The sequence below is a fragment of the Methylobacterium sp. Leaf118 genome, assembly GCF_920984675.1.
GTDB lineage: Bacteria > Pseudomonadota > Alphaproteobacteria > Rhizobiales > Beijerinckiaceae > Methylobacterium.
In genome coordinates this window covers 52,711-76,751 of sequence record NZ_CAKLBV010000004.1, presented here as the reverse complement: position 1 = coordinate 76,751, position 24,041 = coordinate 52,711, and the positions used below count along the sequence as shown (strand labels likewise).

The following is a 24,041-nucleotide window of genomic DNA, read 5'->3' as shown; positions in this document are numbered from 1 at the left end:
CCCCATCCCGCCTCACGCCCGCTCGCGCTCCCGGTCGTCGAGGGGCACCGTGCCGTGCGTGTATTGGGCGAATTGCCGGATCGGCGCGGGCCGACCCATTAGGTAGCCCTGCGCGGCGTCGCACCGCTCGGCGGCGAGGAAGCGCAGCTCCGCCTCCGTCTCGACCCCCTCGGCCAGGACCGGCAGCCCGAGGCCGCGGCCCAGGCCCAGCACCGACCGGACGATCGCCGCGGTCTGCTCGTTGCTGTCGACCGCCCGCACGAACGAGCCGTCGATCTTGATCTTGTCGAAGGGGAACGAGCGCAGGTTCGAGAGCGACGAGTATCCCGTGCCGAAATCGTCCATGGCGATGCGCAGGCCGAGGGCCTTGAGCTGGCGCAGGGTCAGCAAGGCCCGGTTCGGGTCGCGGACCAGGGCGGTCTCGGTCACCTCGATCTCCAGGCGGCTCGGGGTGAGGCCGGTCTGGAGCAGGACCTCGTGCACGAGGCCGACCAAGTGCGGGCTGTGGATCTGCACCGCCGAGACGTTGACCGCGATGGAGAGGGGCCGTGACCAGCTCGCCGCCTCGCGGCAGGCTTCGCGCAGCACCCATTCGCCGATCTGGATGATGATGTCGCTCTCCTCGGCGACGGGGACGAACACCGCCGGCGAGATGGCGCCGCGCTCGGGGTGCTTCCAGCGCAGCAGCGCTTCGAACCCCATCACCGCGCCGGTGCCGACCTGCGTCTGGGGCTGGTAGACCAGTCCCATTTCGCCCCGGGCGACGGCGTGGCGCAGGTCGTATTCGAGGGAGCGGCGCTCGCGCACCTCCGCGCCCATCTTCGCCTCGAAAAACCGATAGGTGCCGCGCCCCTCGGCCTTGGCCCGGTAGAGCGCCGTGTCGGCGTCGTTCAGGAGCGAGGCCCGATCGTGGCCGTCGTCCGGGTAGAGGGCGATGCCGATGCTGGTCGCGATCTGCGGGCCACCCTCGTCGGTGCTGCCTCGGCGCAGGGCGTCCAGGATCCGCTCGGCGAGGCGGCCCGCCTCCGAGGGGCCTTCGCAGAGCGTCAGGACGGCGAACTCGTCGCCGCCGAGCCGCGCCATCATCTGGTGGTCGGCGAGTTCACCCGAGACGATGCGGGCGACGCTCTCCAGCATGGCGTCTCCGGCCGCGTGCCCGAACAGGTCGTTCACTTCCTTGAAGCGGTCGAGATCGAGGCAGAGCACCGCGAGCTTCCGGTGACCCGCCTCGGCGGCCCGCATCTCCTGATCGAGCCTCTTGGCGAAGCTCGCCCGGTTGGCGAGGCCGGTCAGGGGATCATGATGAGCGAGGAAGTGGATCTGGCGCTCGGCCTGGCGGCGCGCTCGCAGGTCGCGCACGGCGATGGCGTATTGGGGACGTCCCGCATGCCGGACCGGCTGCACGATGACCTCGACCGGGATCACGCCCCCACCCGCCTGGCGCAGATCCGCCTCGACGGGCCGCTCGGGCCGCCCGAAGATGGCGCGCCGGCCCCCTTCGTCGGGCAGGAAGGTCCAGAGGGACGCACCGGCGAGCGCCTCCTGGGGCAGTCCGACCAGCCGGGCGAAGCTGTTGTTGGCGGTGACGATGGTCTCGCCGGTGCAGACGACCAGCCCCTCGACGGCGGCGTTGGCGAGGCTGCGGAGGCGGTCGTCCTCGAGGGAGGCCTGTCGCCGGTCGCGGATGTCGAGGGCGAGGGCGGCCGCCGCGAGAAGGAGAATCGCGAAGCTCGCCAGCGCGACGGCCATGGCGAGCCAGGTGTTCGAGACGGCGGCCTCGGAGACCTGCACGGTCGGGTCCGGCGTCACCGTCACCGCCCCCATGGCGGTGAAGTGGTGGCTGCAGATGGCAAGCACCAAGAGGATGGCGGCCGGGATCTGCCGCTTGAGGCCGCTGCCCTCGAACCGGACCGCCAGGGCAGCTCCGCCGAGAACGGCCCCGAGCGCCAGCGAGAGCGCGACGGTGGCCGGCTCCCAGGCCTTGTGGCCGGCGACGTCGTAGGCGGCCATCCCGGTATAGTGCATCGCCGCGATGCCGAGACCCAGGACCGCTCCGCCCGCCCAACTCGCGCGGTTCCCGCCCACGAGGATGGACAGGGACACGCCGCTGCCGACGAACAGGATGGCGATGACGAGGGAGAGAATGGTGAGCGCGACGTCGTAGCCCCCGGGCACGCCGGGCGCGAAGGCCAGCATCGCGATGAAGTGGGTCGCCCAGATGCCGGAGCCGCCCGCGAACGCCGCAACCGCAAGCCACCCACCCTGCAGCCAGACGCTCGCACGGCGTGCATGACTGACTATGCAGACCGTTGTCAGGGCCGAAAGCGTACAGACGCTCGCGGCCAGCACAACGAGCCGAACATCGTGTGTATCGATGAGGCAACCGACGACGCTGAGCATGAGGAAAGAGCCTCGCGGGGGAGCGAACGGCTTTCGTCGTGCGGCATCTTTTCTTCAGGGCAACTTAATGGCGGGCAATCGAGCTGTGGATCTGAGGGCGATCCAAATGCCGCACCCGGCGTTCTTGCTCGCCCGTGACGGGATGGGCGCCGGCGGGTCTGGCCGCTTCCCGACGGGCTGCGCGGCAAGGCCGAGCCTCGGCCCGGACGGTGGACGTCGGCACTCGGAGAGAAGCCGTGGCGGCGGGACATCCGAGGAACAGGTCTGGCTCCGCTGCCGGACGCCGCCCTACCGGCCCGAGCGCAGCCCCGGATCAATCGCCGGCAACTCGCCCGGGGGCAGGATCGGCGCGGCGGCGGCGGCTTGCGGGGCGTCGAGGCCGCGGGCACGGTTGGCCAGCGCCACGGTGAGCTTCTCGGCGGGCTCCGCCCCCATGACGGCCAGCACCTCGGCCATCTTGCGCGGGTTCATGGCCACCACGATCGGCACGAGGGTCTCGAGGTTGAGCCGGTCGAACACCCGGGCGGCGTCCTTGGGCTTCATCGTCTCGTACATCGTCACGAGGCTCTTCAACCCGGCCCGCTCGGCCTCGCCGCGTTTCGCGCCGCCGGAATCCGCCCGCTCCTCGGCCTCCCGCAGGTCGGACACGCCCGATTCGAGCTTGCGCTCGGCGTCCTTGAGCATCTGCTCGCGCAGGTCGAGGGTGTCCTGGCGCTGCTTCAGCGCGTCGCGGCGGGCGGAGAGCTTTTCCAGCAGCGCCCGCTCGGTCGGGGAGACCGGATCGGCCACCGGCGGCTGGTAGACCGGCGGCGGGGCCGGCTCCGCCTTCTTCTCGGGGGGCGAGACCGAGCCCGTCGTGCTCGGATCGGCCGGTTCGTAACCCGAGCGCGCCTTGGCCAACACGCGGGCGAACTCGGGCAAAGGTGCGCCCGGCCGGGTCTCGGCGGCCCCCGCCATGAGGGCGGTCAGCTTCAGCACCAGAAGCCCGATCGCCGCCAGAATCACGGCGTCGATCAGGCGCAGCCGGAAGGGGCGTGCCGGCAGGCTCGCGAGTCGTGCGAGGCGGCGCGCCGGAAGGGTCATGCGGCCCTGGCCCGGAGACGGTCGAGGGCGCGCTCGGACAGGGCCTGAGCGGCGGCCAGCGCGGCGCCGACCCGCTCGCCGTTCCCTGCGATGGCGGGCGCCGCGGCGGCGACGGGCACGGGAACGGGGCGCGGGGCCGGGGCGGCCGCACGGGCCTGACCGACGATGGCGGCGATGCGGGTGACGACGCTCTCGCCCGCCTCGACATGGGCGGAGAGTTCGGCGGAGGCCCGCTCGGCGTGGCCGAGCCGATCGGTCAGCGTCCGGTCGCATTCGTCGAGGGTGGCGCGCAGGCCGGCGATGGCCCGCTCCGCGGTGGCGCTCGCCACCACGAGATCACCGATCGTCGTGCGCAGGGCGGACTCGTCGGCCTTGAGTCGGGCGATGCGCCGCGACAATCGGATCGAGGAGGCGATGGTGGCCAGCAGCAGGATGGCGACGAGGGCATCGGCGGCGAGGGAGACGAACACGGTCATGGAGGTCGGTCGCCCTACCCGTCGTTGCGGTTCTGCATCGAGGCCTCGTAGGCCTGGAGCGTGGTGCGGGACTGCCGCAGCGGCCGGGCGATCTGGACCGCGATGGCGTCGTCGATCCGGCCGATGCGGCCCTGGGTCAGCGCCCAGTCGCCGCACCGGACCGTGATCAGGTCCGTGGGCTTGCGGTCGAACATCAGCGTGTCGCCGACCTTGAGGTTCAGCACGCGCTTCAGGGGCAGCGTCACCTCGTGGAGCACCGCCTCCATCTCCAGATCGGCCTGCCAGATCTCGGTGGCGAGATGGCTCTCCCAGACCTGATCGCGCCCGAGCCGCTCACCCATGAAGCTCTGCATGAGCAGATCGCGGATGGGCTCGACGGTCGCGTAGGGAAACAGGATCTGCATCCCGCCGCCGCGCCCGTCCATGTCGAGCTTGAGCGTGATCAGGATGGCGGCGTTGCCGGGCCGGGTGATCGTGGCGAAGCGCGGATTGGTCTCGATCCGATCGATGCCGAAGCGCACCGGCGAGAGCGGCTGGAACGACATCTCGAGGTCGGCCAGGATGATCTCGACGAGACGGCGCACGAGGTTCATCTCGATCGTCGTGAAGGGTCGCCCGTCGAGACGGCTCGAGGTGCCGCCGCGCTTGCCCCCGAGCAGGAGGTCCATCGTCGAGTAGGCCAGCGTCTGCTCGACGGTGACGAGGCCCGAGCCTTCCCAGAGATCCGCCTTGAACACGCCGAGGAGCGTCGGCAGCGGGATCGCGTTGAGGTAGTCGCCGAAGCGGACCGAGGTGATGTTGTCGAGCGTGACCTCGACGTTGTCCTGGAAGAAGTTGCGCAGAGACGTCGACAGCAACCGGATCATCCGGTCGAAGACGATCTCCAGCATCGGCAGACGTTCGTACTGAACGACGCCCGAATCGACGATGGCGCGCACGCCCCCCGCGCCGGAGGCGGAGAGTTCGCGCAACGAGAAGCCCAGAACGCCGTCGATCTCTTCCTGGTTCAGGATGCGATCGTTGCCGGCGAGCTCGGGGAGATTCTCGGTCTCCCCGTCCTCGATCATCGTCGCCCATTCGGCCGCGACGTCGCTCGCGCTCTTCGTCGTGCCCTGCTCGGCGAGGGCGGCGCCCCATTCCTCGGCGAGCGAGGCGTCGCCGCCCCCTTCGGCACCCTGCTCGGCGAAGGCGGCTGCCCAATCGTCGTCGAGATCGTCTTCGGGTCCGGTCATGCGGCTCTCGGGCTGAAGAGGCTCGGGGGGAAGGAGGGTGGGGTCGGGCGGGGCGCGCGGAGAGGCGAAACGGTCAGTTGACGATGACGTCCTTGAACAGAACCGCCTCCGCCCGCGCCGGATGGATCGCGATGTTGACCCGGCGCAGCAGTTCCTCGCGCAGGCGGTAGAGCCCGGCCGAGCCGGCGAGGTCGCTGGCGCGGATCTCGCGCAGGTAGGTCTGGAAGGCGTCCTCGACCCGCGGCATCAGCGGCTTCACCTCGGCCTCGACCTTGGCGTCCTTCAATTCCAGCGCGATGCGCAGCTTGAGCGTGTTCACCTTGGTCTGGCCGGGATCGGCGCTGAGGTTCACCAGCATGTCGCGGACATCGACGAAGACGGCGGTCGCCTTGGCCTCGACCTTCGCCCCGTGCTCGCCGTCCGCATGGGCGGCCTTCTTCTTCATGAAGACGTAGCCGCCCCCGCCACCGATCAGCAGCACGGCCGCGGCCACGATGATGATGAGCTTCTTCTTGGACTTCGGGGCTTCCGCCTCGCCGGCTTCGCCGTCCGTCTCGGGCGCCTTCTTCGGCTTCTTGGCCATGTGCTGCTCGTGACGGCGAGAGGGAGGCGGCGGGTCCACGCACAGGCGCGGGTCTGCGTCATCCCGTTCTCGTCCGGCGTGGTTAACGCGCGATTAAGGCGGCAGGAATTGCCGGGTCGGACTTGCCGCCGGGCTCGGGCGGTACGACCGCGACCAGGCCGAACACATCCATCAACACATTGATATATATGTGAAAAACACAAAAACGAGGATTGGCACGGGGCCTGCGGAGGATAGGCCAAGTTCCGTCGCCGCCCGAGGGTCCATCCATGCAGAACGCGCTCTTCGTCGGGGTCTCCGCCCAGACCGCCCTCGCCCGCGAGCTCGACGTCATCGCCAACAACATGGCCAACGTCTCGACGACCGGCTTCAAGGCCCGCTCGGCCCGCTTCCAGGAATACCTGATGCCGGTGGCCTCCGCGGACAGCTTCCAGCGCCAGGACCGCCGTGTCTCCTACGTCATCGACCAGGGCACGCCCCTCGACCTCTCCCAGGGCCCGATCGAGCCCGACGGCAACCCGATGCACGTCGCGGTGCGGGGCGAGGCCTTCCTGACCGTGCAGACCCCGCAGGGGGCCCGCTACACCCGCAACGGCGCCTTCGAGCTCGACCCGCAGGGCAACCTCGTCACCTCCGACGGTTACGCCGTACAGGGCGATGGCGGCTCGATCACCATCGGCCAGCAGGAGACGGGCCTGACCATCGCCCCCGACGGCACGGTCTCGACCAATCTCGGCGTGCGCGGCCGCGTCCGCCTCGTCAGCTTCGCCGATCCGAAGGCGCTCAAGAGCGAGGGCGGCAACCTGTTCTCCGCGGAGGCGGCGCCCCGCCCCGCCGGCCCGGAGGGACGGCTGGAATCCGGCGCCCTCGAGCGCTCCAACGTCAAGCCGGTCGTCGAGATGACCCGGCTGATGGACGTGAACCGCACCTACACCATGGTGTCGAGCATCGTCTCGCGTCTCGACGACCTGCGCGGGACGGCGATCCGCCGTCTCGCCGATGTCGCATAAGGAGAGGCTTCGATGCGCGCCCTCTACGCCGCCGCCACCGGCATGGCGGCCCAGGAACTCAACGTCCAGGTCATCTCGAACAACATCGCGAACCTGCGCACCACCGGCTACAAGCGCCAGCAGGCCCATTTCCAGGATCTGCTCTACCAGAACCTGCGCCGCTCCGGCTCCTCGACCTCGGACCAGAACACCGTGCTGCCCGCCGGCCTGGCCCTCGGCTCGGGCGTGAAGACGGTCTCGACGGCGCGCGTCATGTCGCAGGGGACGATGACGATGACGGAGAAGGACTACGACGTCGCCATCCGCGGCGAGGGCTTCTTCCGCGTGCGCATGCCCGATGGGCGGACCGCCTATACCCGCGACGGCTCGTTCGACCTCGACGCGCAGGGTCAGATGGTGACCCGGGACGGCTACCTGCTCGATCCCGGCATCACGGTCCCGAACACGGCGACCTCGGTGACGATCGGGGCGACCGGCGCAGTTCAGGCGACGATCCCCGGACAGACGGCGCCGCAGGCGCTCGGCCAGTTCCAGATGGCCCGCTTCGTCAACAAGGTCGGCCTCGAATCGATCGGCGACAACCTGTTCGTCGAGACCGCGGCCTCGGGGGCGGCCGTCACCGGCCTGCCGGGCTCGGAGGGCTTCGGCAACCTGCAGCAGAGCTACCTCGAAGAGGCCAACGTCAACGCGGTGACGGAGATCTCGTCGCTGATCGCGGCCCAGCGCGCCTACGAGATGAACTCGAAGGTCGTGACCGCCGCCGACCAGATGCTCTCCACCACCTCGCAGATGTTCCGGGGCTGAGGACTCGCGTGATGCACGACCTTCGGCCGATCCGACGCCCCGTCCGCCTCGCCGTGGTCCCGCCCTCGCGCGGGGCCCTCGGCCGGGCGGTGCTGACCTGCGTCGCCTTCATCATGCTCGCCCTGTTCGCCGCCCCGCTCATGGCGGCCGAGACGGCGCCCGCGAGCGTCCTGCGCCTGCGCGGCGACGTGACGGCGCGGGGCGACACCCTGAACCTCGGCGATCTCGTCGAGGGGGCGCCCGCCGAACTCGCCGCCCGGCCGGTGTTCCGCGCGCCCGGCCTCGGCGCCGTCGGGACGATCCAGACCCGACGTATCCTCGACGCGGCCTTCGCCCTCGGACTCGGCGGCATCGAGACCGGCGGCCGGGTGCAGGTGAGCGTGCAGCGCGCCGCCCGGCGGGTCGGGCCGCCGGAGATCGAGGCGGCCCTGAAGCGGACGCTGGAGACCGCCTACGGGCTCGACCCGAAGGCCCACACCGTCCGCCTCGACGGCGAGACCCTGCTGCTCGCCCCCCTCGACCTCGACGGCCCGGCCGCGGCGGTGGACGTGACCTACGATCCTCGCACCCGGCGGGTCGCCGGCCTCGTCGTGCTCGGCGAGCGGCAGGCCTCCCTGCGGGTCTCGGGCGTCGCCATCGAGACCCGCGAGGTCGCGGTGCTGACCCGCAGCCTGTCCCGCGGCGAGGCCGTGACCGCGACCGACCTCACCGTCGAGCGCCGCCCCCGCGAGGCCGTGGCGGCCGACGCGCTCGGCACGCCGTCCCTCGTGGTGGGCCAGGTGGCCCAGCGCCCGGTCGGCGCCGGCGCGGTCCTGCGCTCCGGCGACGTGGCGCCGCCGGATCTCGTCGCCCGCGGCGACGGCGTGACCATCGTGTTCGAGACGGCGGGCGTGTCCCTCGCCATCCGCGGCACCGCCAACGAGAGCGGCCGCCTCGGCGCCAGCGTCACGGTCACGAACACCGCCTCCAAGAAGGTGCTCCAGGCCGTCGTCGTCGGCCCCGGCCGCGTCTCCGTCGGCCCCGCCCCCCAGCCCGTCCGTCAGGCCAGCGCCGACGTGGCGCAGCCCCTCAACTGATCCCCGTCGCTCGCGGACCCGCCCGATGACCGCTCGCCTGCACCGCCTCGCCCTCGCCGCCGTCGCGATCGCGCCCCTGGCCGCCTGCAACACCGTCGATCGCCTCTCGCAGGTCGGCGCGACGCCCGCGCTCTCGGCGATCGAGGATCCGACCAGCCAGCCGGGCTACAAGCCGGTGCGGATGGCGATGCCCGACATCCAGCCCGTCTCCTACGCGCCGAACTCCCTGTGGCGCACGGGCTCGCGCGCCTTCTTCAAGGACCAGCGCGCCGCCCGGATCGGCGACCTCCTGACCGTGAAGGTCAACGTCACCGATCGGGCCAACCTCAACAACGAGACGAAGCGCTCGCGCTCGAACGCCGAAGGCCTCGGGCTGCCGAACGCTTTCGGCCTGGAGAACAGCGCGGCGGTCGCCGCCGCCGGCATCACCCCGGACAAGCTCGTGACCGGCTCCTCGACCTCGTCGAGCGCCGGCGCCGGCTCGGTCCAGCGCGCCGAGACGGTGACGACCAACGTCGCCGCGGTGGTCACCCAGGTCCTGCCCAACGGCAATCTCGTGGTCGAGGGCAAGCAGGAGATCCGCATCAACTTCGAGGTGCGCGAGCTGATCGTCGCCGGCGTGGTGCGGCCGGAGGACATCGAATCCGACAACACGATCGAATCGTCCAAGATCGCCCAGGCCCGCATCGCCTATGGCGGGCGCGGCCAGATCACCGACGTGCAGCAGCCCCGCTACGGCCAGCAGATCGTCGACATCCTGCTGCCGTTCTGACGATCGGCGCGGCGGCGTCTCAGAGCGTCACGACGGTGGAGAGCCCGGCGAGCACCAGGGGGATCGCCGCCAGCGCCAGGACGGTCTGGGCCGCGATGATGCCGGCCATCAGGGGCGCGTCGCCGCCGAGCTGGCGCGCCAGGATATAGGCCGTCGAGGCCGTCGGCAGGACCTGGAAGACGAGGGCCACCGTCAGGGCCTGTCCCGTCAGCCCCATCGGCAAGGCGACGAGGAGCGTGGCCAGCGGCATCAGCAGGAACTTCACCACGGAGGCCGTCGCGATCGGGCGCAGCCACGCCCGCGCCGCGCCGAACTCGAGGGCCGCGCCGATGCAGAGGAGGCCGAGCGGCAGCGCGGCGGCCCCCAGCGTCCGTAATGCCGGCTCGAACCCCGGCGGCAGGCCGAGCCCCAGCATCCGAGAGGCGATCCCGGCCAGAGAAGAGATGAGGAGCGGGTTGGTGGCGAGCTGCCGGGCGATGCCGCGTCCGGTGAGTTGGGCCGACCCATGCCGGGCGAACACCGCCACGCACAGGATGTTGACGGTCGGCACGATGGCGGCGTTGCAGACGGCGGCCAGCGCGATGCCGCTCGCGCCATAGAGCCCCGCCGCCAGGGTCACGCCGACATAGTTGTTGAAGCGCACGCTGCCCTGAAACACCGAGGTGAAGGCGGGCCCGTCGAGCCGCATCCGCGGGCGCAGGGCGACGACCAGGGCCGCGATCGCCACCGTCGCGAGGATCAGCGTCGAAGCGAGGTCGGCGACGGGCAGCGCCTCGAGCCGGGCGGTCGCCAGCCCGTGGAAGAACAGGCACGGCAGCAGGACGAAATAGGCGAGGCGCTCGGCCTGGGGCCAGAAGGCCTCGGCGAGGAACCGGCGGCGGCGCAGTACCGCGCCCAGCGCGATCAGCAGGACGATCGGCAGGAGGGCCAGGACGACCGGACCGGTCACCGCCGCGGGCTCCGGTCGCCGCGCGGCCTCAGTGGGCCCGGGCGATGCAGAAGTCGACCGCCTGGAGCAGGGCCGACTTCATCGGCCCGTTCGGGAACAGGGCCAAGGCGTCGCGGGCCATCGCGCCGTAATGGCGGGCGCGCTCGATCGTGTCGTCCAGGGCGCGGTGCCGGCGCAGGATCGCCAGCGCCTGTTCGAGGTCGCCCTCGTCGAGGTCCTCGCGCTCGAGCGTGCGGCGCCAGAAGGCCCGCTCCTCGTCCGTGCCGCGGCGGAAGGCCAGCACGATCGGCAGGGTGATCTTGCCCTCGCGGAAATCGTCGCCGACATTCTTGCCGAGCGCCGCGCTGGTGCCGCCGTAATCGAGCACGTCGTCGATGAGCTGGAAGGCGATGCCGAGATTCATCCCGTAGGAGCGGCACGCCGCCTGCTCCGGCCGGGGCCGCTCGGCGAGCACCGGGCCGACCTCGCAGGCCGCCGCGAACAGCTCCGCCGTCTTGCCGCGGATCACCGCGAGATACTCGTCTTCCGAGGTCTCGGTGTTCTTGGCGGCGGTGAGCTGCATCACCTCGCCCTCGGCGATCACGGTGGCCGCGCAGGACAGGATGTCGAGGGCGCGGAGCGACCCGACTTCGACCATCATCCGGAAGGCCTGTCCGAGCAGGAAATCGCCGACGAGCACGCTCGCCTCGTTGCCCCACTTGATGCGGGCGGCGACGCGCCCGCGGCGCATATCGCTCTCGTCCACCACGTCGTCGTGCAGGAGGGTCGCCGTGTGCATGAACTCGACCGCGGCGGCGAGCTTCACGGCGCCGTCGGCGGCACCTTCCTGTCCGAGGCCGTAGCCGGCCAGGTCGGCGCAGGCGAGCGTCAGGATCGGGCGCAGACGCTTGCCGCCGGAGGCGATCAGGTGGTTGGCGACCTCCGGGATCATCGCCACGTCGGAGCCGGTGCGCGACAGGATAGTGGCGTTCACCCGCTCCATGCCGCCTGCGACGAGGCCGACGAGGTCGTCGAGGCTCGCCTCCGGATCGGTGCGGCCTTCTTCGAACGGAACGACGACGCCCAAGCGCGATGCCTCCGGAACGCGAGCCAGCGCGGCGCCGGCCACTCTCACCCTAAGGCGCCCCGTGTCGCACGGGGCAGCCCGCACCGCAACACGCGCCCGCGCCGCATGGGGGTCGGCCTCGGGGGCTCTGCCCCATGGGAATCGCTGCCGGCTCCGTCCCGACCTGCCGGGTTCTCGGGCCTTCCGCATCTCTTGGCCTTCCGCATCTGTTGGCTTACGCTTTTCTTGCCCTGCGCTTTTCTTGGCCCTCCCCTTTCCTTGCGAATGATCTTGCGGATCGTTTAGGGAAGCCGGACGCTGCCTCGCGACCGGGAAGGGCGCCGTGACCGAACTGATCCGCAGCAACGACATCGTCTTGATCGGCTTTGTGCGCTCGCTCCTGGAGGGGGCCCAGATCCCTCTAATGGTCGCCGACGAGCATATGAGCCTGATGGAAGGCTCGATCGGGGCCTTTCCCCGCCGTCTCCTCGTGCCCGACGATCACGCGAACCAGGCCCGCCGCATCCTCACCGATGCCGGGCTCGCCGCCGAACTCCGCGATTCCGCGCGGGGATGACGGAGGGGATCGCCGCCGACGGGTTCCTCGGGGGCGCTCTGCATCTGCGTCAGCCGCCTCGCGGCGCCCACCGCGCCGGCACCGACGCGGTGCTGCTCGCCCGGGTCCTGACGCCGGACCCGGGGGCAATGGTCTACGATCTGGGCGCGGCGACCGGCGCGGTCGGTCTCGCCGTGGCGCATCTCCATCCCGCCTGCCGGGTGGTGCTGGTGGAGCGCGATCCCATCATGGCCGCGCTCGCCCGAGAGAACGCCGCCGCCAACGGCTTCGAGCGACGTGTCGGCATCGTCGAGGCCGACCTGCTCGCCGCCGGGGCGGAGCGCCGCGCGGCCGGGCTCGCCGCCGATCAGGCCGATCTCGTGCTCACGAACCCGCCCTTCTTCGAGGGGGGCGGGCACCGTCCCTCGCCGAATCCCAGCAAGGCCGCCGCGCACGCTTTCGAAACCGGGGGGCTCGATCTCTGGCTGCGCGCCTGCGCCGATCTCGCCCGTCCCGGCGGGCGCCTCGGCCTGATCCATCGGGCCGAGGCCCTGCCGGCCTGCCTCGCCGCCCTGCGCGGGCGTTTCGGTGATTGTGCCGTGCGCCCGGTCCATGCGCGCGCCGAGCGTCCGGCGATTCGGGTCCTGATCACCGCGGTGAAGGGGAGCCGTGCCCCGTTCCGTCTGCTGCCGCCCCTCGTGCTTCAGGACGGCTCGGGGCGCTTCACGCCGGAGGCGGAGGCCCTGCATCGCGGCGGGGGTCCGTCGTGAGAAGGGGCACCCGTTGAGGCGCCCCTCCCCTCCTTGCTACGGCGTCAGTAGAAGCGGCGATAGTAATGGCGACGGTGCCAATAAGGGCGCGGACGCCAGTAATGGCGGCCGTAGTAGGGCCGGGGCCGCCAGTACGGGCGGCGATAGATGTAACGCGGGCGCCAGTAGGGGCGACGGTAATAGACCGGGCGGTGGTAGTAGCGCGGGCGCCAGTAATGGCGGCGGTAGCCATACCAGTACGCCTTGGCGACGAGCGGCGCCTCGGCGGTCTGGCCCGCCATCGGTGCCACCGGCAGCGGGGCGGCTCGAGCGGTGGCATTCAGGCCGGCGAGGCCGCCGATCATCGCCAGCGCCAGGATGAACAAACGTAGGACACGCATCGCGAAACGATTCCTTCCGTTCCGTCCGTCGCCTCCGACGAAGCGCCCGCCGGTCATCGCTGCGTCCGACCGGTGTTTCGCGAGGCACGTTCAGGTGCGGAGCCGCGCGGACGGAGCGCGGTCCGGCCATGCCGGGCTCTCGGACCCGCGACACGGCGCAATGGAACGTCGCCCGGCTGGGCTTGGTTCTCCACTTTCGGCTTTGTGAACAGATTCGGTTCGGATGAGCGGGCGCGTGGATCGGGGTCGGGCGGCCTGCTAAGCGAAAACCCCCACCGCGTCCGGTCACCGGGCCGGGCCATCGCCGGGAACCGCCATGCCGTTTCGCCTGCCCAACTGGATCCGCGCCGTTCTCCCCCGTCGGTTCCGCGAGCGGGCCCCCCTCGTGGCGGTGGTGCGGCTCAGCGGCGTGATCGGCGCGGTTTCGCCGATCCGCCCAGGTCTCTCGATCGGCTCCGTGGCGCCGAGCCTGGAACGGGCCTTCGCCATGCCGGATCTCGCGGCGGTGGCGCTGATCGTCAATTCGCCGGGCGGATCGCCGGTGCAGTCGCACCTGATCTATCGGCGGATCCGGGCGCTGGCCGAGGAGAAGGGCGTCAAGGTCTTCGCCTTCGTGGAGGATGCGGCGGCCTCGGGCGGCTACATGATCGCCTGCGCGGCCGACGAGATCGTCGCCGACCCGGCCTCCATCGTCGGCTCGATCGGCGTCGTTTCCGCGGGCTTCGGCTTCGACCGGCTGATCGAGCGGATCGGCATCGAGCGCCGGGTGCACACGCAGGGCGAGGCGAAGGCGATGCTCGATCCCTTCCGCCCGGAGAATCCGGACGACGTCGCCCGCCTCAAGGACATCCAGGCCGACGTACAGGACCTCTTCACCACCCTGGTGCGCGCGCGCCGGCCGGGTCTCGAGACCGGACGCAATCTCTTCACCGGCGCGATCTGGACCGGGCGCCAGGCGCTGCCGCTGGGTCTCGTCGACGCCGTGGGCGATCTGCGCGGCACCCTCCGGGCGCGTTACGGCGAGACGGTCGAGCTGCGGCTCGTGCCGGAGACCCGCGGCTCCCTCGTGGCGCGCCTGCTGCGGCGCTCCGTGCCGGGCCAGACCCTGGCCGACCTCCCGGACGCCACCTGGGCGGCGGCCGAGGCGCGGGCGGCCTGGGCGCGGATCGGGCTGTAGGGCGGAGCGGACGGGATCATCGGCCGGACGGACCGGCCGGGTCCGGACACCGCGCCATCTCCTCGGCGATGAGGCTCATATAGCCGGGGAGCAGCCCGACGAGCTTCGCCTTCCCCGCGAGGGTCAGGCCGACATGCTTGATCCGGGCGTCTCGGTCATCCTTGGCCTGAGTGATCAGCCCTTCGTCGAGCAGCGCGCGCAGCGTGCGGGCGACCACGGGGCCGGCGACATCCAGACGGTCCGTGATCTCGCCGACGGTGAGGCGGTTACGCTCGGGCTCCCGGTCGATGACGATCAGGACCAGGAAGCGCAGCTGCGACAAGCCGTGCTCCCCGAAAAAGGCCTCGAGCCGGCGGATCATCAGGCTCGCCCGGCGCATCATGGCAAGCCCCGCGGCGATCGTCTCCGTCGCCACGCCATGCGCCTCGGCATAGCCGTCGATCATCTGTCGCGAGGGAAGCTCCTTCAGGAAGAACATCGTCACGCCCTCGTCGTCGGATCAGGTCACCGGCTGCAGGAAGGTCAGCGCGACCGGTTGGGCGAGCCACGCCTGGTAACGCCGAAACACCGCCCGCGTGTAGGGCTGGGCATGGTGATGGTCGAAGGCGTCGCGATCAGCCCAGACCTCGTAGAGGTGAAGGTGCTCCGTCTCGACGCCCCGGTGGAGATCGAAGCGCAGGCAGCCCGCCTCGGCCCGGGTCGCGGCCAGGATGCCCTCGATCGCCGCCAGGGCGTCGGTCAGGTGCTCGGGCTTTGGGGTGATGGTGGCAAAGATTGCGAGCGGCACGGCCATCGTCTCCATCAATAAGTTATCAAGATATATATCATGCTACTTTGTGGTGCAATCCGCCTCCGGACGTCGGCGATCACCCAGTCTGCCGAGCACGGAAGGGTCGGCGCGCCCTCGCTCGGGTTGCCTCATCCGAGAACTTCCTGTACCAATCGGTACACGATTGACCGATTAGTACAGAAAGGTACCGCCATGTCCCGCCCACCGCTCCCGCCCTTCACCGCCGAGACCGCGGCGCAGAAGGCCCGCATGGCCGAGGATGCCTGGAACAGCCGCGATCCGGCGCGGGTGGCGCTCGCCTACACGCCGGACAGCCAGTGGCGGAATCGGGCCGAGTTCATCCAGGGGCGCGACCAGATCGCAGCCTTCCTGACCCGCAAATGGGCGCGCGAACTCGATTACCGCCTCATCAAGGAAGTCTGGGCCCACCACGAGAACCGGATCGCCGTGCGCTTCGCCTATGAGTGGCGCGACGACAGCGGGCAGTGGTTCCGCTCCTACGGCAACGAGAACTGGGAGTTCGACGAGGCCGGGCTGATGCGGCTGCGGATCGCCTCGATCAACGACCGTCCGATCGCGGCGACCGACCGGGCCTACCACTGGCCGCTCGGCCGCCGCCCCGACGACCATCCGTCCTTGAGCGATCTCGGACTCTGAGGTGGCCCGCACCGTCACGGAGCGGGGCGACCTGCTGGCGCCCCTCGCCGAGACCTTTCGCGAGCACGGCTACGAGGGGGCGAGTCTGTCCCTGATCGCGAAGGCGACAGGTTTGGGCAAGGGGAGCCTCTACCACTTCTTCCCCGGCGGGAAGGCCGAGATGGCCGAGGCCGTGCTCGCCGAGATCGAGGGCTGGTTCGAAGGCGCGGTCTTCCGTCCGCTGCGGGAGGCGCAGGATCCCGACGCGGCCGTCGCGGCCATGTTCGAGACCGTCACGGCCTATTTCCGCTCCGGGCGTCGCGTCTGCCTGGTCGGAGCGCTCAGCCTCAGCGACGCCCGCGACCGCTTCGCGGCGGCCCTGCGCCGCTACTTCGCGCTGTGGGTGGAAGCCCTCGCTGCCGCGCTCGTCCGCGCCGGACATCCGCCGGATGGGGCCGAGGCCCGCGCCGAGGAGATCGTCGGGGGCATCCAGGGCGCCCTCGTCCTGGCGCGCGCCCTCGACCGCCCGGAGGCCTTCGAGCGGGTGCTGGCCGGCCTGCGGGCGCGGAGCCGGGCGCCCGCCTGACCGGTCAGCGCAGGCAGCCGGCCGGGGCGGCGGCGTAGCCGCTGTACACGACCCGGACCTTGCGGGTGCAGGTCTCCGGCGCGGCCGGGGCGGCCACGGGGGCGATCTCGACGGGGGTGATGGCCACCCGGGTCTCGACGGTGTCGGGCCCGTTCGAGGTGGCGAGCGCCGAGGCGCCCATCACCAGGGGCGTGGCGGCGAGCGAGGCCGCGACGAGGGCGGCGAAGATGGTCATTCCCTTGCGCATGATGGTCCAAGCCGTGATCTGGGACGCCCGAGGGGCGAAGCGTGGCTGTTCGATTGCCGCATTAACTTGGCGGCAACCTTTGCTGTTCCCTCTGTGAAAGGTTTGGTGGAGAAAATATGTGCTGGGCCGCACCGGGATTCCGCGTTCGCGCGCGCCGCCTTCGGCGACCGGGCTGGCTTCCCCTGCGGCGGCGGGCGCTCTAAACGGTCGGCTCCTGTTTTCCTGCCGTCGGACCCCGAGATGCCGAGCGACGCCGATCTCTCGCCCACCCGCTCGTTCCAGGGCCTGATCCTGACGCTTCAGCGCTTCTGGGCGGCCCAGGGCTGCGTGATCCTGCAGCCCTACGACATGGAGGTCGGCGCCGGCACCTTCCATCCGGCCACGACCCTGCGGGCCCTGGGGCCGAAGCCCTGGAAGGCGGCCTATGTCCAGCCCTCGCGCCGGCCCAAGGACGGGCGCTACGGCGAGAACCCGAACCGGCTGCAGCACTATTACCAGTTCCAGGTCATCCTGAAGCCGAACCCGCCGAACCTCCAGGAACTCTATCTCGCCTCGCTCGAGGCGATCGGGGTCGATCTGCACCTGCACGACATCCGCTTCGTCGAGGACGATTGGGAGAGTCCGACGCTCGGCGCCTGGGGCCTCGGCTGGGAATGCTGGTGCGACGGGATGGAGGTGAGCCAGTTCACCTATTTCCAGCAGGTCGCGGGCTTCGAATGCGCCCCGGTGGCGGGCGAGCTGACCTACGGGCTGGAGCGCCTCGCCATGTACGTGCAGGGGGTTGAGAACGTCTACGACCTCAACTTCAACGGGGCCGAGGGCGCGGCGAAGGTCACTTACGGCGACGTGTTCCTGCAGGCGGAGCAGGAATATTCGCGCCACAATTTCGAGGCCGCGGACACCGCGATGCTGTTTCGCCAGTTCACCGACGCGGAGAAGGCCTGCCGCCTCTATCTCGAGACCGGCGCTCCCGCGTCCGAGGGCGAGCGCCACGGCATGGTCCAGCCGGCCTATGACCAGTGCATCAAGGCCAGCCACGTCTTCAACCTGCTCGACGCCCGTGGCGTCATCTCGGTCACCGAGCGGCAGAGCTACATCCTGCGAGTGCGCGAACTCGCCAAGGCCTGCGGCGCCGCCTGGCTCAGGACGGCGGCCGGGGGCTTCGAGGCGGCCGGCGCGCCCGGTGCCGCCTGAGGGGCGTCGGGGGACGGTGTCCCCGCTCCGGCGGCGCGCGACGGGCTGCACGGCTGAGGCGCGCGACAATTCCCTCGCCCCGGACATGGCTCGCGCCTACCTTGGCCTCATAGGCGCGGTTCGCGCCGCGCGTGCTTCTGCTAGAAGCGCCCGGCGAGACGTGTCCCCTGCCCCGATGGATGGCCCCATCACCTGACCGGGTGGTGTCCGGCCCGCGAGTTCATCCTTGCCCCCACCGATGTCGCCTCACCTGCTCGTCGCCCTCGCCGCGATCCTTCCGTTCCTCGGCAGCGCCGTGGCGATCTGCCTGCCGGGTTCGGCCCGCAATACCGCCGCGATCCTGGCGGGCGGCGTGATGCTCGTGAGCCTCGCCTGCATCGCGAGCCTCTATCCGACGGTCTCCGGCGCCGGCCCCGTCGTGTGGGCGGTGGATTGGCTGCCGACGCTGGGGGTCCGCATCGTCCTGCGGCTCGACAGCCTGGCCTGGCTGTTCGCGATGCTGGTGCTGGGGATCGGCGCGCTGGTGGTGCTCTACGCCCGCTACTACATGGCGGCCGCCGACCCGGTGCCGCGCCTGTTCTGTTTCTTCCTCGCCTTCGTCGGCGCGATGCTCGGCATCGTCTTGTCGGGCAACCTGATCCAGCTCGTCGTGTTCTGGGAGCTGACCTCCGTCGTCTCGTTCCTGCTGATCGGCTACTGGTCCGACAACGCCTCCGCCCGCGACGGCGCCCGAATGGCGCTGACCATCACGGCCGCGGGCGGCCTCTGCCTGCTGGTCGGCATGATCCTGATCGGGCAGATCGTCGGCAGCTACGATCTCGACGCGGTGCTGGCTTCCGGTGATGCGATCCGCAACAGCCCGCTCTACGTGCCGGCCCTGGTCCTCGTGCTGGCCGGCGCGCTGACCAAGTCGGCGCAGTTCCCGTTCCATATCTGGCTGCCCCGCGCCATGGCGGCGCCGACGCCGATCAGCGCCTATCTGCACTCGGCCACCATGGTGAAGGCCGGCATCTTCCTGATGATCCGGTTCTGGCCGGTCCTGTCGGGCACCGAGAGCTGGTACTGGATCGTCGGCGGGGCCGGCATGGCGACGCTGCTCGTCGGTGCCTGGAGCGCGATCTTCCAGCACGACCTGAAGGGGCTTCTGGCCTATTCGACCATCAGCCATCTCGGGCTGATCACCCTCCTGCTCGGTCTCGACTCTCCCCTCGCCGTCGTCGCGGCGATCTTCCACGTCGTGAACCACGCGACCTTCAAGGCGTCGCTGTTCATGGCGGCCGGCATCATCGACCACGAGACCGGGACCCGCGACATGCGCCGCCTGAGCGGGCTGTGGCGCGCGATGCCCTACACGGCGACGCTGGCGATGGTGGCCGCCGCCGCGATGGCCGGGGTGCCGCTGCTCAACGGCTTCCTGTCCAAGGAGATGTTCCTGTCGGAGGCCGTCGACAACGCGGGCGACCACCCGCTCCACCTCGCGCTGCCGGTGCTGGCGACCCTCGCCTCCGCCTTCACCGTGCTCTACTCCCTGCGCTTCATCCGCCAGACCTTCTTCGGCCCGCCCCCGCACGACCTGCCGCACGCGCCGCACGAGCCGGTGCGCTGGATGCGTATCCCCATCGAGGCGCTGGTTCTGACCTGCATCGCCATCGGCCTCGTGCCCAATCTCACCATCGGGCCGGTGCTGGAGAGCGCGGTGCGGGCGGTGCTCGGCGCGCGCACGCCCGACTACGATCTCGCGATCTGGCACGGCTTCAACACCCCGCTCGCCATGAGCGTCGGGGCCCTGATCGGCGGCGTCGTGCTCTATCGGGCCTTCGGCGCGCGCATCAACACCAATCCCCGCGGCGGGCCGTGGCTGATGGACCGGCTCGACGGCGGCTGGCTGTTCGAGCGGGCGATGACCGGCCTCGTGCGCGGCGCCCGCGTCCTCGAGGGTTGGCTCGGCACCGAACGCCTTCAGCCGCAGCTACGCATCCTGTTCCTCGCCGCCCTCACGGCGGCGCTCGCCGCCGGGACCGCCCGCGGACTCGACCTGATCGCGCCCGGACGGATGACGGAGTTCGATCCGGCCTTCGCCCTGATGTGGCTCGTGGGCGCCGCCTGTGCGATCGGCGCGGCCGAGCGGGCGAAGTATCACCGCCTGTCCGCGACGATCTTCGTCGGCGGGGCGGGCCTCGTCAGCAGCCTGACCTTCCTGTGGCTGTCGGCCCCCGATCTCGCCGTCACGCAGATCCTCGTCGAGATCGTCACCACGGTGATGCTGCTGCTCGGCCTGCGCTGGCTGCCCAAGCGGAACGCGGCGATTCCCGTCCCGGCCTCCGAGGAAGCGCGGGGCCGCCGCCGCCGCCTGATCGACCTGTGCATCGCCGGGCTCGTCGGCTTCGGGATGGCGGGGCTCGCCTACGCGGTGATGACGCGCCCGGCGGTCGACGGCATCAGCCGCTGGTTCGTCGAGGAGGCCTATCCGCAGGCGGGCGGGCGCAACGTCGTCAACGTGCTGCTCGTGGATTTCCGGGCCTTCGATACCCTGGGCGAAATCTGCGTGCTGGGCGTCGTCGGCCTCACGGTCTTCGCTCTGCTGCGCCGCTTCCGTCCCGCCCCCGACAGTCTGGAGCGGCCGCTCCAGCAGGTGCGCTACGACGCCTATGACGGTGCCCGCGAGGGCCGCGAGCCGGGGCAGACCACCGCCGACGCCCTGCTGGTGCCCCGCCTCGTGACGACCTGGCTGTTCCCCTTCATCGTGCTGCTCGCGCTGCACCTGTTCCTGCGCGGCCACGACCTGCCGGGCGGCGGCTTCGCGGCGGGCATCGCCATGACCGTCGCCTTCATGCTGCAATACATGGCCAACGGCGCCGAGTGGGTGGAGCAGCGCCTGCGCATCCAGCCGATCGCGTGGATCGGCGCCGGGATGCTGATCGCCGCGCTCGCCGGCGCCGGTTCCTGGCTGTTCGGGCGTCCGTATCTCACCGCCTTCTTCGCCTATTGGGAGCCGCCGCTGCTCGGGAAGGTGCCGGTCGCCAGCGCCCTCCTGTTCGATCTCGGCATCATGGTCCTGGTGGTGGGTGCGAGCGCCTTGATGCTCGTGGCGCTCGCCCACCAATCCCTGCGCCGCACCCGCGCCGCGGATGCCGAGGCCGCTGCCGCCGCCGAGCGCATGGCCGAGAAGGAGCCCGCCTGATGGAACTCGTCCTGTCGGCGGGCATCGGCGTCTTCGCCGCCTCCGGCGTCTGGCTGATGCTGCGGCCGCGCACGTTCCAGGTCGTGCTCGGCCTCTCGCTGCTGAGCTACGCCGTCAACCTGTTCATCTTCGCCATGGGCCGCCTCACCGTCGGCGCACCGCCGGTGCTGGGCGCCGTACCCGAGATCGTCTCGGTGGACGATCCGGTGCCGCAGGCCCTCGTCCTCACCGCCCTGGTGATCAGCTTCGCGCTGACGGCTCTGTTCCTCGTCGTCCTGCTGGCCGCCCGCGGCGTCACCGGCAGCGACCACGTCGACGGCCGCGAGCCGCACCGGGTCGAGCCGCATCCCGGGAACCCCCTCCCATGACCGGCGTCGCCGCGAACGTTCCCGCCGTGAGCGCGTGGTCCGACCATCTCGTCGTCCTGCCGGTGGTGCTGCCGATCGCGGTCGCCGGGGCGATGTTCCTCATGGACGAACGCCGCCGGCAGCTGAAGGGGGCCCTCAGCCTCGCCACGGTGCTGGTCCTGCTCGGCATCGCCCTCGTCCTCGTCGGGCGCGCGGGTGAGGCGGCGCAGGTCTACCGCCTGGGCAACTGGGCCGCGCCCTACGGCATCGTGCTGGTGGCGGACCGGCTCTCGGCCCCGATGCTGGCGCTCGCCAATCTCCTCGGCCTGTGCGCCCTCGTCTTCTCCTTTGCCCGATGGGGCGGAGCGGGGCCGCGCTTCCACGGCCTGTTCCTGCTGCTCCTGATGGGCGTGAACGGCGCCTTCCTCACCGGCGATCTGTTCAACCTGTTCGTGTTCTTCGAGGTGATGCTGGCCGCCTCCTACGGCCTCGTCCTGCACGGCTCGGGCGAGGTCCGGATCCGGGCCGGGCTCGGCTACATCGCCGTCAACCTCGTGGCCTCGCTGTTCTTCCTCGTCGGCGTCAGCCTGATCTACGGCACGACCGGCACCCTCAACATGGCCGACCTCGCCCGGCGCCTCGCCGCCCCGTCCGTTGACGAGGTGGGCCTGTTCGAGGTCGGCTGCGCGGTGCTCGGCCTGGCCTTCCTGATCAAGTGCAGCGCCTGGCCCCTCGGCTTCTGGCTTCCGACCACCTACGCGGCGGCGAGCGCCCCCGCGGCCGCGATCCTGGCCATCCTCAGCAAGGTGGGGGTCTATGTCGTGGTGCGGTTGAGCCTGCTCCTGTTCGGGGAGGGCCTGTCCGCCGGATACGCCCAGAGCTGCATCCTCGCGGCGGGCCTCGCCACGATCGGCTTTGGCACGATCGGGATTCTGGCCGCGCGGGAACTGACCCGGGCGGCGGGCTACGCCGTGATGATCTCCTCGGGCACGGTGCTGGCCGCGCTCGGGACCGGCAGCGAGCGGGCGTTGTCCGGGGCCCTCTACTACCTCGTCGGCTCGACCCTCGCGGCCGGCGCCCTGTTCCTGCTCGCCGAGATCCTCCAGCGGGGCCGCGATCCGGCGGAGGCGACGAAGCCGGTCTTCGCCGACGAGTACCGCGATCCCTTCGACGACCCGGAGGCGACGGAGGTCGGCCGGGCGATCCCCGCCGCGGTGTCGATCCTGGGCGTCTGCTTCCTCGTCTGCACGCTGATGCTCGCGGGCATCCCCCCGCTCGCCGGTTTCGTCGGCAAGCTCGCGATGTTCTCCGGCCTGACGAGCGGGACGATGACGGCATCGGCCTGGGGGCTGATCGCGGCGCTGACGCTGTCGAGCTTCGGCACGCTGATGCCCCTGGTGCGGCTCGGCATCTTCAGCCTGTGGGTGCCGAGCGACGATCCCGCCCCGGTGCTGCGCGCGCCGGAATTCGTGGCCATCGCCGGCCTGCTCGTGGCCTGCCTCGTGCTCGCCCTGTGGGGTGGCCCCGTCCTCGCCTATGCCGACGCGACGGTCGCGTGGCTGAGCCGGCCGCAGGATTACGTCCACGCGGTCCTCGGCGCAGCCGAAGGAGGCCGCCCGTGAGCCGGATCCTGCCCTACCCGCTCCTGTCGGCGGCTTTGACCCTGACCTGGCTGGTGCTCAATGCGCCGCCGACGCCGGGCAATGTGCTGCTCGCGCTCCTCGTGGGGCTGACCGTGCCCGCGGTGATGGGGGCGTTGCAGCCCCGGCCGGTGCGGGTGCGCGCGCCGGCCACGATCGTCCGCCTCCTGGGGATCGTCCTCTACGATATGGTTCGCTCCAACCTCGACGTGGCCCGCGTCATCCTCGGTCTGCGCCGGGGCGAGCGGCGGACAGGCTTCGTCACGGTGCCGCTCGACCTGCGCGAGCCCTACGGCCTCACGGTCCTGGCGATCATCCTCACGGCCACGCCCGGAACGCTCTGGGTGCAGTACGATTCTGACACGCGCTGCCTGCTCATGCATGTCCTCGACTACACCGAGGGCAGCGACTGGGAGCGCCGGGTGAAGGACCGCTACGAGCGCCCCCTGATGGAGATTTTCTCATGAGCGCCACCACCGTTCTCGATTGGGGCCTCGGCCTCGCGCAGGGAATGCTGGTTCTGGCGATGGCGCTCGCCGCGTGGCGGATGCTGCGCGGGCCCCGCGCGCAGGACCGCATCCTCGGTCTCGACACGTTCTACCTCAACGGCATGCTGGCCATCGTGGTCCACGGAATGCGCACCGGCAGCGGACTCTATTTCGAGGCCGCGCTGATCCTCGGCATGATCGGCTTCACCGCCACCGTGGCCCTCGCCAAGTTCCTGATGCAGGGCGAGGTGATCCAATGAACGAGGGCGCATTGCCGGCCTGGGCCGCATGGCTCGTCGTCCTGCTGGCGGTGTCGGGCGCCGGCTTCTCCCTCACCGGGGCGTTCGGCCTGATCCGCCTGAAAACCTTCTACGAGCGCGTTCACGCCCCGACGCTCGGCGCGACGCTCGGCACGGCCCTGATCCTGTGCGGCTCGATGCTGCTCCTGTCGTTGCTCGAGGGGCGCCTCGTCCTGCGCGACGCGTTGATCGGCATCTTCCTGACCGTCACCACCCCGGTCACCCTTCTGCTCCTGGCCCGCACCGCCGCCCACCGGGACCGCTACGAGGGCAATCCCGGCGCGCCGCCGGAGGTCTGACAAGACGGTCGCCGCCCGGGC

The 24,041-nt window shown here is 70.8% G+C and carries 27 protein-coding genes; 16 read left to right on the top strand and 11 right to left on the bottom strand.

Features of this window, described 5'->3' with window-relative positions:
• Nucleotides 1-12 precede the first annotated feature (12 nt).
• The 5 genes from LW587_RS03120 to fliL all read right to left on the bottom strand — a co-directional run bounded on the left by LW587_RS03120 (nucleotide 13) and on the right by fliL (nucleotide 5,774).
• On the bottom strand, nucleotides 13-2,400 hold the full coding sequence (locus LW587_RS03120) for an EAL domain-containing protein (protein WP_232628142.1): 2,388 nt from the start codon (nucleotides 2,398-2,400) through the stop codon (nucleotides 13-15).
• A gap of 288 nt (nucleotides 2,401-2,688) precedes the next feature.
• Nucleotides 2,689-3,483: a MotE family protein gene (locus LW587_RS03115; protein ID WP_232628141.1), complete on the bottom strand. Its 795-nt coding sequence runs from the start codon at nucleotides 3,481-3,483 to the stop codon at nucleotides 2,689-2,691.
• Nucleotides 3,480-3,959, bottom strand: a complete 480-nt coding sequence (locus LW587_RS03110) for a DUF6468 domain-containing protein (protein WP_232628140.1) — start codon at nucleotides 3,957-3,959, stop codon at nucleotides 3,480-3,482. Before LW587_RS03110 ends, LW587_RS03115 begins: the two co-directional genes overlap by 4 nt.
• Before the next feature lie 14 nt (nucleotides 3,960-3,973).
• On the bottom strand, nucleotides 3,974-5,191 hold the full coding sequence (fliM, locus tag LW587_RS03105) for a flagellar motor switch protein FliM (RefSeq protein ID WP_232628139.1): 1,218 nt from the start codon (nucleotides 5,189-5,191) through the stop codon (nucleotides 3,974-3,976).
• Between the two features lie 73 nt (nucleotides 5,192-5,264).
• A complete protein-coding gene (gene fliL, locus LW587_RS03100) occupies nucleotides 5,265-5,774 on the bottom strand; it encodes a flagellar basal body-associated protein FliL (protein ID WP_232628138.1) in 510 nt (169 codons plus the stop codon).
• Between the two features lie 269 nt (nucleotides 5,775-6,043).
• Between fliL and flgF the strand changes: the two genes are divergently transcribed.
• From flgF to flgH, 4 genes are read left to right on the top strand one after another with little or no spacing between them, the layout of a single operon-like run.
• Entirely contained in the window at nucleotides 6,044-6,784 is a 741-nt protein-coding gene (gene flgF / locus LW587_RS03095; RefSeq protein WP_232628137.1) for a flagellar basal-body rod protein FlgF, read from the top strand.
• A 12-nt stretch (nucleotides 6,785-6,796) separates the two neighbouring features.
• A complete protein-coding gene (flgG, locus tag LW587_RS03090; protein ID WP_232628136.1) occupies nucleotides 6,797-7,588 on the top strand; it encodes a flagellar basal-body rod protein FlgG in 792 nt (263 codons plus the stop codon).
• Between the two features lie 11 nt (nucleotides 7,589-7,599).
• Nucleotides 7,600-8,664 (top strand): flagellar basal body P-ring formation chaperone FlgA, encoded by a 1,065-nt coding sequence (flgA, locus tag LW587_RS03085; protein ID WP_232628135.1) that lies wholly within the window; start codon nucleotides 7,600-7,602, stop codon nucleotides 8,662-8,664.
• A 25-nt stretch (nucleotides 8,665-8,689) separates the two neighbouring features.
• Complete coding sequence (gene flgH / locus LW587_RS03080) at nucleotides 8,690-9,436, top strand: flagellar basal body L-ring protein FlgH (protein ID WP_232628134.1); 747 nt, start codon at nucleotides 8,690-8,692, stop codon at nucleotides 9,434-9,436.
• A gap of 19 nt (nucleotides 9,437-9,455) precedes the next feature.
• Here the strand turns inward: flgH and LW587_RS03075 are convergent, their stop codons facing one another.
• The gene (locus LW587_RS03075) at nucleotides 9,456-10,385 is read right to left on the bottom strand and encodes an AEC family transporter (RefSeq protein WP_232628133.1); all 930 of its coding nucleotides are present in this window, start codon (nucleotides 10,383-10,385) and stop codon (nucleotides 9,456-9,458) included.
• 28 nt (nucleotides 10,386-10,413) lie between these two features.
• Nucleotides 10,414-11,451, bottom strand: coding sequence for a polyprenyl synthetase family protein (locus LW587_RS03070; protein WP_232628132.1), 1,038 nt, complete (start codon nucleotides 11,449-11,451; stop codon nucleotides 10,414-10,416).
• A gap of 322 nt (nucleotides 11,452-11,773) precedes the next feature.
• Here LW587_RS03070 and LW587_RS03065 point away from each other — a divergent pair, with 322 nt between their 5' ends.
• Both LW587_RS03065 and LW587_RS03060 read left to right on the top strand, forming a co-directional pair.
• A complete protein-coding gene (locus LW587_RS03065) occupies nucleotides 11,774-12,007 on the top strand; it encodes a putative signal transducing protein (protein ID WP_232628131.1) in 234 nt (77 codons plus the stop codon).
• Nucleotides 12,004-12,756 carry a tRNA1(Val) (adenine(37)-N6)-methyltransferase gene (locus LW587_RS03060; protein WP_232628130.1) on the top strand — a complete coding sequence of 251 codons (753 nt, stop codon included), beginning with the start codon at nucleotides 12,004-12,006 and terminating at the stop codon, nucleotides 12,754-12,756. The genes LW587_RS03065 and LW587_RS03060 overlap by 4 nt, the downstream gene beginning before the upstream one ends.
• 44 nt (nucleotides 12,757-12,800) lie before the next feature.
• Here LW587_RS03060 and LW587_RS03055 read toward each other — a convergent pair whose 3' ends face one another.
• Complete coding sequence (locus LW587_RS03055) at nucleotides 12,801-13,136, bottom strand: hypothetical protein (protein ID WP_232628129.1); 336 nt, start codon at nucleotides 13,134-13,136, stop codon at nucleotides 12,801-12,803.
• Between the two features lie 316 nt (nucleotides 13,137-13,452).
• On the opposite strand from LW587_RS03055, the gene LW587_RS03050 reads away from it, so the two are divergent.
• A complete protein-coding gene (locus tag LW587_RS03050; protein WP_232628128.1) occupies nucleotides 13,453-14,313 on the top strand; it encodes a S49 family peptidase in 861 nt (286 codons plus the stop codon).
• 16 nt (nucleotides 14,314-14,329) lie between these two features.
• Here the strand turns inward: LW587_RS03050 and LW587_RS03045 are convergent, their stop codons facing one another.
• Both LW587_RS03045 and LW587_RS03040 read right to left on the bottom strand, forming a co-directional pair.
• The gene (locus tag LW587_RS03045) at nucleotides 14,330-14,791 is read right to left on the bottom strand and encodes a MarR family winged helix-turn-helix transcriptional regulator (RefSeq protein ID WP_232628127.1); all 462 of its coding nucleotides are present in this window, start codon (nucleotides 14,789-14,791) and stop codon (nucleotides 14,330-14,332) included.
• A gap of 21 nt (nucleotides 14,792-14,812) precedes the next feature.
• The gene (locus LW587_RS03040) at nucleotides 14,813-15,100 is read right to left on the bottom strand and encodes a putative quinol monooxygenase (protein WP_232628126.1); all 288 of its coding nucleotides are present in this window, start codon (nucleotides 15,098-15,100) and stop codon (nucleotides 14,813-14,815) included.
• A 195-nt stretch (nucleotides 15,101-15,295) separates the two neighbouring features.
• On the opposite strand from LW587_RS03040, the gene LW587_RS03035 reads away from it, so the two are divergent.
• Together LW587_RS03035 and LW587_RS03030 are read left to right on the top strand one after the other, a co-directional pair.
• Nucleotides 15,296-15,760: a nuclear transport factor 2 family protein gene (locus tag LW587_RS03035; RefSeq protein WP_232628125.1), complete on the top strand. Its 465-nt coding sequence runs from the start codon at nucleotides 15,296-15,298 to the stop codon at nucleotides 15,758-15,760.
• A 1-nt stretch (nucleotide 15,761) separates the two neighbouring features.
• Nucleotides 15,762-16,325: a TetR/AcrR family transcriptional regulator gene (locus LW587_RS03030; protein ID WP_232628124.1), complete on the top strand. Its 564-nt coding sequence runs from the start codon at nucleotides 15,762-15,764 to the stop codon at nucleotides 16,323-16,325.
• Between the two features lie 4 nt (nucleotides 16,326-16,329).
• Here the strand turns inward: LW587_RS03030 and LW587_RS03025 are convergent, their stop codons facing one another.
• The gene (locus LW587_RS03025; protein WP_232628123.1) at nucleotides 16,330-16,572 is read right to left on the bottom strand and encodes a hypothetical protein; all 243 of its coding nucleotides are present in this window, start codon (nucleotides 16,570-16,572) and stop codon (nucleotides 16,330-16,332) included.
• A gap of 240 nt (nucleotides 16,573-16,812) precedes the next feature.
• Between LW587_RS03025 and LW587_RS03020 the strand changes: the two genes are divergently transcribed.
• The 7 genes from LW587_RS03020 (at nucleotide 16,813) to mnhG (ending at nucleotide 24,020) form a co-directional block, all read left to right on the top strand.
• Nucleotides 16,813-17,766 (top strand): glycine--tRNA ligase subunit alpha, encoded by a 954-nt coding sequence (locus LW587_RS03020; RefSeq protein ID WP_232628122.1) that lies wholly within the window; start codon nucleotides 16,813-16,815, stop codon nucleotides 17,764-17,766.
• A 238-nt stretch (nucleotides 17,767-18,004) separates the two neighbouring features.
• Nucleotides 18,005-20,947 carry a monovalent cation/H+ antiporter subunit A gene (locus LW587_RS03015; RefSeq protein WP_232628121.1) on the top strand — a complete coding sequence of 981 codons (2,943 nt, stop codon included), beginning with the start codon at nucleotides 18,005-18,007 and terminating at the stop codon, nucleotides 20,945-20,947.
• Complete coding sequence (locus tag LW587_RS03010) at nucleotides 20,947-21,315, top strand: Na+/H+ antiporter subunit C (RefSeq protein ID WP_232628120.1); 369 nt, start codon at nucleotides 20,947-20,949, stop codon at nucleotides 21,313-21,315. Before LW587_RS03015 ends, LW587_RS03010 begins: the two co-directional genes overlap by 1 nt.
• Complete coding sequence (locus LW587_RS03005) at nucleotides 21,312-22,916, top strand: monovalent cation/H+ antiporter subunit D (protein WP_232628119.1); 1,605 nt, start codon at nucleotides 21,312-21,314, stop codon at nucleotides 22,914-22,916. The genes LW587_RS03010 and LW587_RS03005 overlap by 4 nt, the downstream gene beginning before the upstream one ends.
• Nucleotides 22,913-23,401 (top strand): Na+/H+ antiporter subunit E, encoded by a 489-nt coding sequence (locus LW587_RS03000; protein WP_232628118.1) that lies wholly within the window; start codon nucleotides 22,913-22,915, stop codon nucleotides 23,399-23,401. The genes LW587_RS03005 and LW587_RS03000 overlap by 4 nt, the downstream gene beginning before the upstream one ends.
• Nucleotides 23,398-23,682 carry a K+/H+ antiporter subunit F gene (locus tag LW587_RS02995; protein WP_232628117.1) on the top strand — a complete coding sequence of 95 codons (285 nt, stop codon included), beginning with the start codon at nucleotides 23,398-23,400 and terminating at the stop codon, nucleotides 23,680-23,682. The genes LW587_RS03000 and LW587_RS02995 overlap by 4 nt, the downstream gene beginning before the upstream one ends.
• Entirely contained in the window at nucleotides 23,679-24,020 is a 342-nt protein-coding gene (gene mnhG / locus LW587_RS02990; RefSeq protein ID WP_232628116.1) for a monovalent cation/H(+) antiporter subunit G, read from the top strand. Before LW587_RS02995 ends, mnhG begins: the two co-directional genes overlap by 4 nt.
• Nucleotides 24,021-24,041: the final 21 nt, after the last annotated feature.

Coding starts and splice junctions, on each gene's coding strand:
- LW587_RS03120 (WP_232628142.1), bottom strand. CDS start 2,400: ATGCTCAGCGTCGTCGGTTGCCTCATCGATACACACGATGTTCGGCTC.
- LW587_RS03115 (WP_232628141.1), bottom strand. CDS start 3,483: ATGACCCTTCCGGCGCGCCGCCTCGCACGACTCGCGAGCCTGCCGGCA.
- LW587_RS03110 (WP_232628140.1), bottom strand. CDS start 3,959: ATGACCGTGTTCGTCTCCCTCGCCGCCGATGCCCTCGTCGCCATCCTG.
- fliM (WP_232628139.1), bottom strand. CDS start 5,191: ATGACCGGACCCGAAGACGATCTCGACGACGATTGGGCAGCCGCCTTC.
- fliL (WP_232628138.1), bottom strand. CDS start 5,774: ATGGCCAAGAAGCCGAAGAAGGCGCCCGAGACGGACGGCGAAGCCGGC.
- flgF (WP_232628137.1), top strand. CDS start 6,044: ATGCAGAACGCGCTCTTCGTCGGGGTCTCCGCCCAGACCGCCCTCGCC.
- flgG (WP_232628136.1), top strand. CDS start 6,797: ATGCGCGCCCTCTACGCCGCCGCCACCGGCATGGCGGCCCAGGAACTC.
- flgA (WP_232628135.1), top strand. CDS start 7,600: ATGCACGACCTTCGGCCGATCCGACGCCCCGTCCGCCTCGCCGTGGTC.
- flgH (WP_232628134.1), top strand. CDS start 8,690: ATGACCGCTCGCCTGCACCGCCTCGCCCTCGCCGCCGTCGCGATCGCG.
- LW587_RS03060 (WP_232628130.1), top strand. CDS start 12,004: ATGACGGAGGGGATCGCCGCCGACGGGTTCCTCGGGGGCGCTCTGCAT.
- LW587_RS03055 (WP_232628129.1), bottom strand. CDS start 13,136: ATGCGTGTCCTACGTTTGTTCATCCTGGCGCTGGCGATGATCGGCGGC.
- LW587_RS03050 (WP_232628128.1), top strand. CDS start 13,453: ATGCCGTTTCGCCTGCCCAACTGGATCCGCGCCGTTCTCCCCCGTCGG.
- LW587_RS03045 (WP_232628127.1), bottom strand. CDS start 14,791: ATGTTCTTCCTGAAGGAGCTTCCCTCGCGACAGATGATCGACGGCTAT.
- LW587_RS03035 (WP_232628125.1), top strand. CDS start 15,296: ATGTCCCGCCCACCGCTCCCGCCCTTCACCGCCGAGACCGCGGCGCAG.
- LW587_RS03025 (WP_232628123.1), bottom strand. CDS start 16,572: ATGCGCAAGGGAATGACCATCTTCGCCGCCCTCGTCGCGGCCTCGCTC.
- LW587_RS03020 (WP_232628122.1), top strand. CDS start 16,813: ATGCCGAGCGACGCCGATCTCTCGCCCACCCGCTCGTTCCAGGGCCTG.
- LW587_RS03015 (WP_232628121.1), top strand. CDS start 18,005: ATGTCGCCTCACCTGCTCGTCGCCCTCGCCGCGATCCTTCCGTTCCTC.
- LW587_RS03010 (WP_232628120.1), top strand. CDS start 20,947: ATGGAACTCGTCCTGTCGGCGGGCATCGGCGTCTTCGCCGCCTCCGGC.
- LW587_RS03005 (WP_232628119.1), top strand. CDS start 21,312: ATGACCGGCGTCGCCGCGAACGTTCCCGCCGTGAGCGCGTGGTCCGAC.
- LW587_RS02995 (WP_232628117.1), top strand. CDS start 23,398: ATGAGCGCCACCACCGTTCTCGATTGGGGCCTCGGCCTCGCGCAGGGA.
- mnhG (WP_232628116.1), top strand. CDS start 23,679: ATGAACGAGGGCGCATTGCCGGCCTGGGCCGCATGGCTCGTCGTCCTG.